This window comes from Methylobacillus sp. DLP286, assembly GCF_056636515.1.
Window position 1 is genome coordinate 1,601,831 of record NZ_CM153145.1, and the last position, 12,421, is coordinate 1,614,251.

General features: G+C 58.0%; 10 protein-coding genes. 3 read left to right on the plus strand and 7 right to left on the minus strand.

Annotation, left to right across the window (positions count from 1 at the left end):
* Positions 1-6 precede the first annotated feature (6 nt).
* Positions 7-210, minus strand: a complete 204-nt coding sequence (locus ACWXTG_RS07770; RefSeq protein WP_011480361.1) for a cold-shock protein — start codon at positions 208-210, stop codon at positions 7-9.
* 300 nt (positions 211-510) lie between these two features.
* On the opposite strand from ACWXTG_RS07770, the gene pilB reads away from it, so the two are divergent.
* The gene (gene pilB / locus ACWXTG_RS07775; protein ID WP_480219516.1) at positions 511-2,223 is read left to right on the plus strand and encodes a type IV-A pilus assembly ATPase PilB; all 1,713 of its coding nucleotides are present in this window, start codon (positions 511-513) and stop codon (positions 2,221-2,223) included.
* A 16-nt stretch (positions 2,224-2,239) separates the two neighbouring features.
* The gene (locus tag ACWXTG_RS07780) at positions 2,240-3,448 is read left to right on the plus strand and encodes a type II secretion system F family protein (protein ID WP_407992987.1); all 1,209 of its coding nucleotides are present in this window, start codon (positions 2,240-2,242) and stop codon (positions 3,446-3,448) included.
* Positions 3,449-3,580: 132 nt separating this feature from the next.
* Here ACWXTG_RS07780 and ACWXTG_RS07785 read toward each other — a convergent pair whose 3' ends face one another.
* The 6 genes from ACWXTG_RS07785 to ACWXTG_RS07810 are packed head-to-tail and all read right to left on the minus strand — an operon-like array spanning position 3,581 to position 9,787.
* Positions 3,581-4,309 (minus strand): DsbC family protein, encoded by a 729-nt coding sequence (locus ACWXTG_RS07785; protein WP_457137943.1) that lies wholly within the window; start codon positions 4,307-4,309, stop codon positions 3,581-3,583.
* Between the two features lie 29 nt (positions 4,310-4,338).
* Complete coding sequence (locus ACWXTG_RS07790; protein ID WP_480219517.1) at positions 4,339-5,523, minus strand: FAD-dependent monooxygenase; 1,185 nt, start codon at positions 5,521-5,523, stop codon at positions 4,339-4,341.
* 36 nt (positions 5,524-5,559) lie between these two features.
* Positions 5,560-6,732, minus strand: a complete 1,173-nt coding sequence (locus tag ACWXTG_RS07795) for an FAD-dependent monooxygenase (protein WP_480219518.1) — start codon at positions 6,730-6,732, stop codon at positions 5,560-5,562.
* A 2-nt stretch (positions 6,733-6,734) separates the two neighbouring features.
* The gene (pepP, locus tag ACWXTG_RS07800) at positions 6,735-8,054 is read right to left on the minus strand and encodes a Xaa-Pro aminopeptidase (RefSeq protein ID WP_480219519.1); all 1,320 of its coding nucleotides are present in this window, start codon (positions 8,052-8,054) and stop codon (positions 6,735-6,737) included.
* Positions 8,055-8,100: 46 nt separating this feature from the next.
* The gene (gene murU, locus ACWXTG_RS07805) at positions 8,101-8,766 is read right to left on the minus strand and encodes an N-acetylmuramate alpha-1-phosphate uridylyltransferase MurU (protein WP_407993543.1); all 666 of its coding nucleotides are present in this window, start codon (positions 8,764-8,766) and stop codon (positions 8,101-8,103) included.
* A 25-nt stretch (positions 8,767-8,791) separates the two neighbouring features.
* Entirely contained in the window at positions 8,792-9,787 is a 996-nt protein-coding gene (locus tag ACWXTG_RS07810; protein ID WP_480219520.1) for an aminoglycoside phosphotransferase family protein, read from the minus strand.
* A 219-nt stretch (positions 9,788-10,006) separates the two neighbouring features.
* Between ACWXTG_RS07810 and ACWXTG_RS07815 the strand changes: the two genes are divergently transcribed.
* Positions 10,007-12,418: an LPS-assembly protein LptD gene (locus ACWXTG_RS07815; RefSeq protein ID WP_480219521.1), complete on the plus strand. Its 2,412-nt coding sequence runs from the start codon at positions 10,007-10,009 to the stop codon at positions 12,416-12,418.
* Positions 12,419-12,421: the final 3 nt, after the last annotated feature.

Here is a 12,421-nt window from a genome sequence, read left to right on the forward strand (position 1 = left end):
CCAAGCTTAAGCCTTCTGAATATTAGAAGCCTGCTTGCCCTTAGGGCCTTCGGTAACATCAAATGATACGCGTTGACCTTCCTTCAGACTCTTGTAGCCAGCTTCTACAATTGCGGAGAAGTGTGCGAACAAATCGTCGCCACCATCGTCCGGGGTAATGAAACCAAAACCTTTGGAATCATTAAACCACTTTACGGTACCTGTTGCCATTTCAATACTTCCTTGCATATATCTAAGGGGAGGCGACCCCAAAAGTTTGTACTTCAAGAATTAAAGTCGGTAGTTGCCGGCTACAATGCACTCGAATTCCAAACGCCTGTTGCGTTTTTACGTGGGTTATTGGAATAAGTCAAGCGCTTTTTAGACGATAATTGTTATTTTTCTCATAACCATGCCGTTATATTCAGCGTACCATGCATAAAGTTCCCCAACGCTTTACAAAAAAAATGCCAGCATGCATCATCACTGGGGACTCCGCGTTAATCAAGGATAAGATTGGCTTGAAGATCAATGGCTGCTGTCACCGTACCTAACAAACTGGGCGGACTCGCTCGTGTGTTGATTCATCAAAAACTGTTGAGCGAGGATGAAGCCATTATCATCCAAACCGCCGCCAACAACAAGCAACATTCATTCATCAGCCAACTGCTGCAATCCCGCAGGTTCACCGCACTGCAAATCGCCCAGGCATGTTCCCACGCTTTCGGCTATCCGTTGCTGGACCTCAACACGCTGAACCCTGACTTCCTGCCCGGCAAGGGCATCAGCCCGCAGCTCATGCAGAGCTACCGCGCCATTACGCTATACAATCGCGGCAACAATATGTTTGTGGGCTTATCCGATCCCACTAACCTGCATATGCTGGACGAGGTCCAGTTCCAGACCGGCAAGACACTGGTGCCGGTCATTGTCGAAGACGACAAGCTGGGAAAATGGATAGACAAGCTGGTGGAAGCAAGCGATACCACCATGCAGTCGCTGATCAGCGAGGACGATTTCGGCCTGGAAGCAGAAGAAAAGGACAGCGAGCCAGAGCAAGCGATAGAGATTGAAGACGCCCCTATCGTCAAATATATCCAGAAAATCCTGCTCGACGCGATCAATATGGGCGCATCAGACCTGCATTTCGAGCCCTATGAAAAGTTCTACCGCATCCGCTACCGCGTCGACGGCATCCTGCGCGAGATCGCCCAGCCGCCCCTCGCGATCAAGGAGAAGCTGGCGTCGCGCATCAAGGTGATCTCCAACCTCGACATCTCGGAAAAACGCGTCCCCCAGGACGGCCGCATGAAACTGGTGCTGTCCAAGACGCGCACTATCGACTTCCGCGTCAGCACGCTGCCGTTGATCAATGGCGAAAAGATCGTGATGCGTATCCTCGACCCCAGCAGCGCCCAGCTCGGAATCGATGCGCTAGGCTACGAGCCCGACCAAAAAGAGGCTTTGCTCCATGCGGTTACCCGGCCCTACGGCCTGGTGTTGGTCACCGGGCCGACCGGGTCGGGGAAAACGGTTTCGCTGTATACCTGCCTGAACATCCTCAACGAACCCGGCGTGAATATCTCCACTGCGGAAGACCCTGCGGAAATCCCGCTGGCCGGCATCAACCAGGTCAACGTCAACGACAAGCAGGGCCTCACGTTTGCAGCCGCCCTGAAATCCTTCCTGCGCCAGGACCCCGACATCATCATGATCGGGGAAATCCGCGACCTGGAAACCGCCGACATGGCGATCAAGGCTGCGTCCACCGGCCATATGGTGCTTTCCACCCTGCATACCAACGATGCCCCTTCTACATTGACCCGCTTGGTCAATATGGGCGTCGCCCCCTTCAATATTGCCTCTGCCGTGTCGTTAATAACAGCACAACGCCTGGCGCGCAAACTGTGCCCGCATTGCAGGGTGCCTGCCGACATCCCGCGCGAAGCCTTGCTGGACATCGGTTTCAAGGAGGAAGACCTGGACGGCAGCTGGCAGCCTTATGCGGCAAATGCAGAGGGATGCGAGCACTGCAACCAGGGCTACAAGGGCCGGGTGGGGATTTACCAGGTCATGCCGGTATCCGAGGAGATGAGCCGCATCATCATGAAAAACGGCACATCGCACGACATTGCAGACCAGGCGCAGCGGGAAGGTGTCCGCGACTTGCGGCAGTCCGGCCTGCTCAAGGTCAAGCAGGGCCTCACCTCGCTGGAAGAAATTGAAGCTGTCACCAACGAATAAAACGATATAGGAAGCCATGGCTGCCAAGGAAACCAAGGAAGTCACGTACGCCTGGGAGGGTACGGACAGGAAAGGCAAGCGCGTCAAGGGGGAGATGAAAGCCAGCGGTGAGGCGTTCGTCAAGGCCACGCTGCGCCGCCAGGGCGTCAACGTCGTCAAGGTCACCAAGCAGCGTTTCAAGACCGGCGGCAAGATTACGGACAAGGACGTGACCTTGTTCACCCGCCAGCTCGCCACCATGATGAAGGCCGGCGTTCCACTGCTGCAGGCGTTCGATATCGTCGGCAAAGGACATAGCAACCCCGCGGTGAGCAAGCTGCTCGGCGACATCAAGGCCGACGTGGAAACCGGCAGCAGCCTGAGCCAGGCGTTCCGAAAATACCCATTGTATTTCGACAACCTGTTCTGCAACCTCGTGGGGGCAGGCGAACAGGCCGGCATCCTGGATTCGCTGCTGGACCGGCTTGCCACCTACAAGGAAAAGATCCTCGCGATCAAGGGCAAGATCAAGTCCGCGCTGTTCTACCCTGTCTCCATCATCGTGGTGGCATTCGTGATCACCGCCGTCATCATGATTTTCGTGATTCCCGCGTTCAAGGAGCTGTTCAGCAGTTTCGGCGCCGACCTGCCCGCCCCCACCGTGATGGTGATGGCGATCTCCGACTTTTTCGTCGATTACTGGTGGGCCATCTTCGGGTCGATTGGCGGCGCGCTCTGGTTCTTCTTCTACACCTGGAAGCGTTCGGAGAAGATGCAGTCGAGCATGGACAGGCTGCTGCTCAAGCTGCCCATTTTCGGCGAGGTGATCCGCAAGGCCACGATCGCGCGCTTCTCACGCACCTTGTCCACCATGTTCGCCGCCGGCGTCCCGCTGGTCGAGGCGTTGGACTCGGTCGCAGGCGCTTCAGGCAACCGGGTTTATTACGATGCCACCAAGAAGGTGCAAAGCGAGATCAGCACAGGCGCCAGCCTGACCGTGGCGATGCAGAACACCGAGGTGTTCCCCAACATGGTGCTGCAAATGGTGGCCATCGGCGAGGAATCCGGCGCCCTGGACTCGATGCTGGGCAAGGTGGCCGACTTTTACGAAGGGGAAGTGGATGACGCCGTGGAAGCACTCTCCAGCCTGATGGAGCCTATCATCATGGTCGTGCTCGGCACCCTGATCGGCGGCTTGGTCATCGCCATGTACCTGCCGATATTCAAGATGGGCCAGGTGGTCTAAGAGCCCTGTAACGCAGAGCAGGCATGTTTGAAGCCATGCGTACCCCATGAAAAGATCGTGAACAGGCACCAAGCAACGCTACAAAACCAAAAGGGAGCAAAAGCTCCCTTTTTTATTGGGCAAACAAGCCTTTTACTTTTTAGCGCCGGAGGCTGCTGCGGTCATGGCCTTCTCGATATCCTTGGCCGGATATGCGCCCAGCATGCGCTTGCCGTCCGCAAAAATCAGGGTGGGCGTGCTGGTCACGTTAATCTTGCGGCCCAGCTCCGCCAATTTTTCGATCGGGGTATCGCAAGTTCCTTGCGCCTTGGGCAATTGCCCATTCAATATCCAGTCGTTCCACGCCTTGGCACGGTCTGGCGCGCACCAGATGGCGCGCGACTTGTTGGCGGCATCGGGATGCAGTTGCTCCAGCGGGAACAGGAAGGTATAGATCGTCACGTCGTTGATGTTGCTGAGTTCCTTTTGCTCGAGGCGCTTGCAGTAAGGGCAATCAGGATCGGAAAACACCACCAGTTTGCGGCTGCCGTTGCCCTTGACCACCTTGACGGCCTGGTCCAGCGGCAGGGAAGCAAAATCGACCTTGGTCAACTCATCCATGCGCTCGCCAGTGATATCGCGCTTGGTCTTGGGCTCGACCAACCGCCCCTCGGCGATCAGGAAGCTGAACTTGTCATCGGTATAGATAATCTGGCCATCGAGGAAGACTTCGTACAAACCGGCATAAGGCGTCTTCACCACGCTATCTATCTTGACCTTGGGATAGGTCGCCTCTATCGTTTTCTTCAGACTGGCTTCATCCGCCCAGGCATGCGCCGCGAAGAACGAGGCCGCCAATATTGCAATCCACTTCTTAGACATAAGCTAAATTCTTTCCCTGTGATTCAAAATCAAATAACCGCATGCTGCATCAATTGCTTTTTTAACGCCGGCATGCGGTTCAAGCATTGCATACCCCCATTGCGCAACATCCTGAGCCAGGGCGCGGGATGTGCATACAAACTGCTCAGCCCATGCGTCAACAAGCGCATGGACATCATATCGGCCTTGCGTGCCCGCTCGTAACTGCGCAGCACGAATACGTCGCCCGGACGGCGCCTGGACTGCCTGCCTGAAACCGCTTCAACCAGCGCCTGCACGTCGCGGAAACCCAGGTTCACCCCTTGCCCCGCCAATGGATGGACCTGATGCGCCGCATCCCCCACCAATGCCAGGCCGGGCTTGACCAGGCTGCTTGTTTCCTGCATCGCCAGCGGAAAAGCCTGTGCCGGAGTCACCAGCGTCAATTGGCCCAGGCGATGATGCCCGGCGGCGGCCACCTCTTGCGCCAGTGTATCAGCATCCAGCGTCGTCAAGGCCTGCGCCCTGGCATTATCCACCGACCACACGATGGAAATATGCTGCTGCGGCAACGGCAGCCAGGCGAGCACATCGTTGCCGCGGAACCATTGGCAAGCTTGCGACTGGTGCGGACGCTCGCATGCAAAATTGGCCACGACGCCCATCTGGGCATAATCATGCCGCTTCACCGTAATATCAGCCTGTCCGCGCAGCCAGGAAGAAGCCCCGTCGGCCCCGACCAGCAACGCGGCAGTATAGGTTTCGCCGTTGGCTGCATGCAGCGCGACATAATCCGTATTCCAGGCAACCTGTTCGATGCCGGCCTCGTCGATCAACGGCACTTCCAGGCTGCCAAGCTTGGCAAGCAAGGCCTGCTGCAGGCGGTTGCCCTCGACAATCACGCTCAGGTTCGCCAGGCCGGCGGCATAGGCGTCCAGTTCCAGCGCAGCGCCGTCGTCGCTCCATATCTGCATGCTGTCCACCGCACAAAAGCGGCCGGCGTCCAGCAGTTGCCAAACGCCCAATTGCTCCAGCCAGGCGACATTGCCCGGACTCACGGCATAAATCCGGCTGTCCCACTCGGCCAACTCAGTCCCGGCCGGCTCGGCTCCGGCCTTGCCCCGCTCAAGCAGGGCCACGCGATGCCCTTGCAGCTTGAGCGCTACCGCCGCCGCGACGCCGACCAGGCCGGCGCCCAGCACCATGATGTCAAACTCATGTTTCAAATTTGCCATGCCAGCATTTTTTCCATGTTAACGCTGTTTGCCATGCTACCCCTTGGGCCCGAAGCTCATCTTGCTGACCAGGTGCTGCTTGGCCAACGGCACCATGTCCAGCAGGCCCAATCCCAGAGAGCGGATCTTGCGTAAGCCGACGATATCGTTGGAGAACACGTTGACGAGAAAATCGGTGAACAGCAAACCGCCGCGGGTATCCGCCTTGCGGCTCGCCTGGTAGGCCTGCATCATCCCGTCCATGCCCCATTCGTCAAGCGGCGTTTGGGCCAGCAATTGCGCCAGCTCCCAGGCATCCCGCATGCCGACGTTGAACCCCTGCCCGGCGACCGGGTGCATGGTCTGGGCCGCATTGCCGATCACCGCAAGATGCGGCGCCGTGACGGGCTTGAGGTAGGACAGCTTGAGCGGGAAGCTGAGACGTTTGCCCACCGTGAGGAAGCGCCCGACCCGGTCGCCGAAATGGGTATGCAAGGCTTCCAGAAAGGCAACGTCATCCAGCGCCAGGAGCGCTTGCACTTCCTCCGCCTTGCCAGTCCAGACCAGGGAGAAATCCCGGTCGCCATTCGGCAGCAATGCCACCGGCCCGGCCGGCGTGAAGCGCTCGTAGGCAATGTTGTCATGAGGCAGCTCGCACGAGACCTTGCTCACCAGCGCATCATGCCCGTAATGCTTGGTTTCACGCTCCAGGCCGGGAATGTCCGCCAAACTGCGTCCGCCATCCGCCAGCACCGCCATCCTGCTTTTACTGGAATATGTTTGCGCCTGGTATCGGTATTCAACCTGCGCCGCTTCACGGTTCGGCCGGATGGCAAGCGCCTCTGCCTCGTAGTGCACCTGGATGCCGGGAAACTGCTGGATTGCCCCATCCAATGCGGCAGAAAGGTCTCCGTAAGAAAGCACGTAGCCCAGCGCTGGCTGGCCGTGATCCTCGGCCTTGAGCAGGCTGCGCCCAAGGCTGCCGCGTTGTGACACATGAATGGTATCGATGGCCGTCGCCTTGGGCTTGAGCCCGGCCCACAAGCCAAGGCGTTCAAGAATCAGGATGCTGCCGTAGGATAATGCCAAGGCGCGCTGGTCATGGTGTGCGGCCCCGCAGGCGCGCGCCTCTAGCACGGTCGCATCGATGCCCTTGCATTGCAGGGCCAGAGCCAGGGTGGCCCCGACCGGACCGCCCCCCACGATCAACAGGTCGTGTTCCGCCGCCATGCTCATGATGCCGCCATCCAGTCTTCGATTTCCTGCACCGTTTTCGGCGCAGCTGCCGTGGTGATCTCATGCCCGTCTGCTGTGACAATGGCATTGTCCTCAATGCGGATGCCGATATTCCAGAAATGCTCCGGCACGTTCTCCGCCGGCCGGATGTAGCAGCCCGGCTCCACCGTCAGCGCCATGCCTGGCTGCAATGGGCGCCAGGCGCCGTCCGCCTGCTTGTACTCTCCCGCATCATGCACGTCCAGACCGAGCCAATGGCCCGTGCGGTGCATATAGAAGCGCCGGTAATCGCCCGACTCCAGCACGCCGTCCAATGATCCCTGGCACAAACCGAAATCGATCAGGCCCTGCACCAATACATTCAGTGCGGCCTCATGCGGCGCATTCCAGTGCCGGCCGGGCCTGACTTGCGCAATCGCCGCCTCCTGGGCGGCCAGCACCAGCTCATAAACATCCTTTTGCACGGCGCTGAACTTGCCGTTCACGGGAAAGGTGCGCGTAATGTCGGCGGCATACCCCTCCAATTCGCATCCGGCATCGATCAACAGCAGGTCGCCATCGTTGAGCCTGTTCTGGTTGGTGACGTAATGCAGCACGCAGGCATTGCCGCCGCCGGCCACGATGGAAGTGTAGGCAGGCGCGCGGCTGCCATGCCGGTAGAATTCATGGAGTATCTCCGCCTCGACTTCGTACTCCATCATGCCCGGCCTAGCCTCCTGCATGGCGCGCTTATGCGCATCCACCGTGATTTTTGCGGCCTTGCGCATCAGTTCCAGCTCATAAGGGGACTTGATCAAGCGCATGTCGTCCAGCAGGCGGCGCACATCGACAATCGCAGCAGGAGCGGCAATGCCGCTGCGCGCCTGGCTGGCAAGGTGCTTCAGCCAGCCGCCGAGCCTCTGGTCCCAGGCCGGGTCGGCGCCAAACGCAAAAAACAGCTGCGGCTGGTTGGCAAGATATTCGCCCACGCGCTGGTCGAGCTCGCTGATGCTGTATGCCTCGTCGAACCCGAAGACCTCGCGCGCGCCTGAAGGGCCGTGACGGAATCCATCCCAGATTTCACGCTCGATGTCCTTGTCGCGGCAGAACAGGATGCTTTTGGGAGCTTCACCGGCAACGAGCAATACGACGGATTCAGGTTCTTCAAACCCGGTCAGGTAATAGAAATAACTGTCGAAGCGGTAGGGATAATGGCTATCGCGGTTACGAACCGCCTCGGCTGCAGTGGGAATAACCGCCACGCCATGAACCATCTTCTGCATCAGCGCCTGCCTGCGCGCCTTGAATTCTTCGATTTTCACTGTTTCAACTGGCACGATGACAAGTACGCTCCATAAGGCTCGTGATTAATGATGATGGCGTTCATGCCTGCTGGCGCAGCTGCTGGTCTAAGCTTTGCAGCCGCTCCGGCGTGCCGATGTCGTGCCAGACACCCTGATGGTGGAAAGCTGCAGCCTGGTCTCGCATGATGGCTTCCTTCAGCAAGGGCGCCAATTTGGCGACATCGCCCCGCACTACGCCCTTGAACAAGGCAGGGTCATAAACGGCCACGCCAGAGAAAGTCAGCCGGTTGCGGCCGTCCACCAGCAGTTTGCCGTCGTCCAGCGCAAAATCGCCATTTGCATGCTGCGGCGGATTGTCCACCAGGGCGAGGTACGCCAGATGGCCGGGACGCAAACCATCGCGCAACTGCGCGAAATCAATATCGCAGAACACGTCGCCGTTGACCACGAGAAACGGTTCGTCCCCGAGCAAGGGCAGCGCGTTGGCAATGCCGCCTGCCGTTTCCAGCGCGACCTGCTCGGGAGAGTAAGAAATGGACAAGCCCCAATGCGTCCCATCCCCCAAAGCGCTTTCTATTTGCTGCCCCAGGTGCGCATGGTTGATGACGACATCCTTGAAACCCGCCTCTGCCAAGCGCTCCAGGTGCCAGACAATGAGCGGCTTGCCTCCGACCTGCAGCAGGGGTTTGGGCGTCGTGTCGGTCAGCGGCCGCATGCGTTCGCCACGGCCTGCGGCAAGAATCATGGCTTTCAAGACGGTATGGTCTCCATCAGAAGGTATAGCCGAATTGGGATTCGCGCTTTTCCAGTTCGTCCAGCAGGCGCAATAAAGGCTTGAGCTCACCATAACGGACACAGACTTGACGCACATAGTTCATGAAGCGCGGCGTATCGGCAAGATACTTGGGCTTTCCGTCGCGATAATTGATACGCGCGAATATCCCCAGCACCTTGAGGTGGCGCTGCAAGCCCATCCACTCGAAATCGCGGTAGAAGTCGCCGAAGTCCGGCCGCACCGGCAAACCGGCCTTGCGCGCCTTTTCCCAATAGCGGATTGCGCCATCCAATACGCGCTCTTCTTCCCAGCTGATGAAGGCGTCCTTGAAAAGCGAGGCCACGTCGTAGCTGATCGGGCCATATACCGCGTCCTGGAAATCGAGAATGCCCGGCGAAGGGCTGCTGATCATCAGGTTGCGCGGCATATAGTCGCGATGCACGTAAACCGATGGCTGGGCCAGGTTGTAGCGCACGATGGTGCTGAAGGCGTTTTCCAGCGTGCCGCGCTGCGATTCGCTCAATTCGATATTCAGGTGCCGTGCCACATACCAGTCCGGGAACAGGCCCAGATCGCGCCGCAGCAAGGCTTCATCGTATTCAGGCAGCACGCCAGGCTTGCTGGCCAGTTGCCATGTCACCAGGGCGTCAATCGCATCGCGGAACAAGGCATCCGCATTATCCTCGTTGAGCACATCGAGGAATGTCTGGGTGCCCAGGTCGGTCAACAGCAGGAAGCCGTTCTCCACATCCTGCGCCAGCACCTTGGGCACATTGAGCCCGGCCTGCTCGAACAAGGCCGCCACCTTCACGAACGGCCGGCAATCCTCCTGCGGCGGAGGCGCATCCATGGCAACCAGAGTGTCGCCGTCGGCAAGGTGGACACGGAAATAACGCCGGAAACTGGCGTCGGCAGAGGCCGTAGTCAGGTGATACGGTTTCCCCTGCAGTGCCTGGTTGAGCCATTCATTCAATTGATCAAGGCGCGACACGAACGATTCATCCCAAAAGTAATGCGATCATTATAAAGATCGCGCAAAATGACGCCGGGCATATTTACAATATGCCGGAAAATTTAAACTTCCTTTTAATTCAACCACAAAGCAATGTCGCAAGCGATTTATGGATTGCCTAAAACAGCAAATTATGCGATTTTATCATCCATAAAACAAACACGCGCTTACTTAAAGCCTCGCCACCACTGAATCATTGTGAAAATTCGCCCCATCACTTTTCTTGTCGCGCTTGTTTGCCTGGGACTTGGCCACGCTTATGCCGAAGACAGCCCGGATACAGAAGCCAGCAGCACACCCTCCGATACCCTGCCCGATCCGGACGCCATTATCATTGAAGGCGACAAAGTGGAGGTCTACCTGGACCGCAAGCTCAAATCGATTGGCAATGCCTCATTAGCCACCGGGCAACAGGAAGTGCACGGCGATACCATAGAATACGACGTGCAGAATGAAGAGCTGCATGTGATCGGCAATGTCCGCCTGGAGACCAAGGGAGGGCGCATCAAGGGGCCTGAGTTGCGCATGAATCCGGCAGAAAGCACCGGCGAAATGAAAAGCCCGGCCTTCGAGCTCGATTCGCAGTTCGCCAACATGCCGCAATTCGGCACTTCCGGCAATAGGCGCCAAGATAACGACAACATTACCTACAACTCCAACAACACCACGCCTCTGACACAGCAGAACATTGAGGAGAGCGGTTACGCTCCCGGGTTGAGCCGTAAACAAGGCGCATCTCGTGGCGATGCCTCCGGCGTGGTATTCGAGGGCCCCGACCGCAAGCGTCTGAAGGATGCACGCTATACCACCTGCGAAGCAAACGTGGACGACTGGTATATCCGCGCCAAGGAACTGGAACTTGACGACTACACGAAAACCGGCACGGCGCGCAATGCGCGCGTGGAATTCCAGGGCGTACCTATCCTGTGGACGCCCTGGATCAATTTTTCCTTCCTGAACCAGCGGAAATCCGGCTTTCTGGCTCCCACCTGGGGCACCACCAGCCGTAGCGGTTTCGAATTCCTGGTGCCGTTCTACTGGAATATTGCGCCCGACATGGACGCCACGATAGGCACCCGCTTCCTCAGTAAGCGCGGCATGCAATACCAGGGCGAGTTCCGCTACCTGAACGAGAACTACCAGGGCACAGCCAATATCGAGTATTTACCCAGCGACACCAGTACCGGCGAAAACCGCTACTATGCCAAGTTCGCCCACCTGCACAACTTCCACAATGGCTGGACGGCGGCCTACAACCTGGAAAAAGTATCGGATGACAAATACTTCTCCGAAATGTCCACCCGCATCGTCACCACCAGCCGGGTGAACCTGCCGCAACAGGCTTACGTGAATTATGCCGATAAAAACTGGACCTTCAACGCCTTGGTGCAGAAGTACCAGACATTGGACGGGCTCAACTATCCGCTGCAACGCCTGCCGCAACTCACGCTGACTGGCGACAACGAATGGGGGCCGTTCGATGTCAAGCTGTTCACGCAATGGGCGAATTTTGACCGTGACAATGATGCCATCAGCACACGGGCCACATTGAGCGGCGGTGCATTGGACACGCTAGTGACAGGTAAACGCCTAGTGGCCTATCCCAGCATCAGCCTGCCCATGGCGCGTCCCTACGGATATATCACCCCCAAGCTGGGGCTGCATTACACCCAGTACCAAGTGGACAATGGCGATTTCAAGCTCTACGACAGCAACGGCAATCTCACTATGGACAGTGCGTATCAATCGCAAAGCCGCACTTTGCCGATATTCAGCATAGACAGCGGCCTCTACTTCGACCGCGACGTACGCATTGTCAAGAACCGCTACACGCAGACCCTGGAACCGCGCCTGTACTATGTCTACGTGCCGTATCGCGACCAGTCGCTGATACCCGTTTATGATTCCAGCATCTCGGACTTGAACATGGGCTCCTTGTTCCTGGAGAACCAGTTCACCGGCCAGGATCGCATCAATAACGCCAACCAGCTGACCCTGGCATTCACCAGTCGCATGATCAGCAAGAAGACAGGGGAACAGCGCCTAGCCGTCTCATTGGGCCAGCGTTATTACTTTGCCGACGAAAAGGTGTACCTGCCCGGCGTCAACCCGCGCTCCGGCGACACTTCCGACATCATCGGCGAGATTACCGCCCGCCTGCTCAACAACTGGAACATCGACATCTTCGGCCAGTACAACACGGACCGCAGCGTTTACGTGCGCAACAACATCAGCGCGCGCTACAACCCGGAACCCGGCAAGACGCTCAATATCGGCTACCGCTATACCGAAGACCGTCTCGAGCAGATCAACCTTTCCGGCCAGTGGCCGCTGGGCAAGGGCTGGTACGGACTCGGGCGCTGGAACTATTCCTTGCGCGAGAACCAGCCGATCGAAGGCATTGCCGGCCTGGAATACGACGCCGGCTGTTGGCAGGCCAGGACCGTCATGCAGCGCGTGTCCACCGCGACGGCAGATGCCAACTATGCACTTTATTTCCAGCTCGAGCTGGGCGGCCTGGCGTCCATCGGCCAGAACCCGCTCAAACTTCTTAACCGCGCCATTCCCGGCTATACTAGCTCCAGCCTGATCCCGGACTCCTACCAGTAATTA

Bases quoted from the DNA above. Each gene is read 5' to 3' on its own strand.
- ACWXTG_RS07785 (WP_457137943.1), bottom strand. From the start codon at position 4,309: ATGTCTAAGAAGTGGATTGCAATATTGGCGGCCTCGTTCTTCGCGGCG.
- ACWXTG_RS07780 (WP_407992987.1), top strand. From the start codon at position 2,240: ATGGCTGCCAAGGAAACCAAGGAAGTCACGTACGCCTGGGAGGGTACG.
- ACWXTG_RS07770 (WP_011480361.1), bottom strand. From the start codon at position 210: ATGGCAACAGGTACCGTAAAGTGGTTTAATGATTCCAAAGGTTTTGGT.
- pilB (WP_480219516.1), top strand. From the start codon at position 511: ATGGCTGCTGTCACCGTACCTAACAAACTGGGCGGACTCGCTCGTGTG.
- murU (WP_407993543.1), bottom strand. From the start codon at position 8,766: ATGATTCTTGCCGCAGGCCGTGGCGAACGCATGCGGCCGCTGACCGAC.
- ACWXTG_RS07790 (WP_480219517.1), bottom strand. From the start codon at position 5,523: ATGGCAAATTTGAAACATGAGTTTGACATCATGGTGCTGGGCGCCGGC.
- ACWXTG_RS07795 (WP_480219518.1), bottom strand. From the start codon at position 6,732: ATGGCGGCGGAACACGACCTGTTGATCGTGGGGGGCGGTCCGGTCGGG.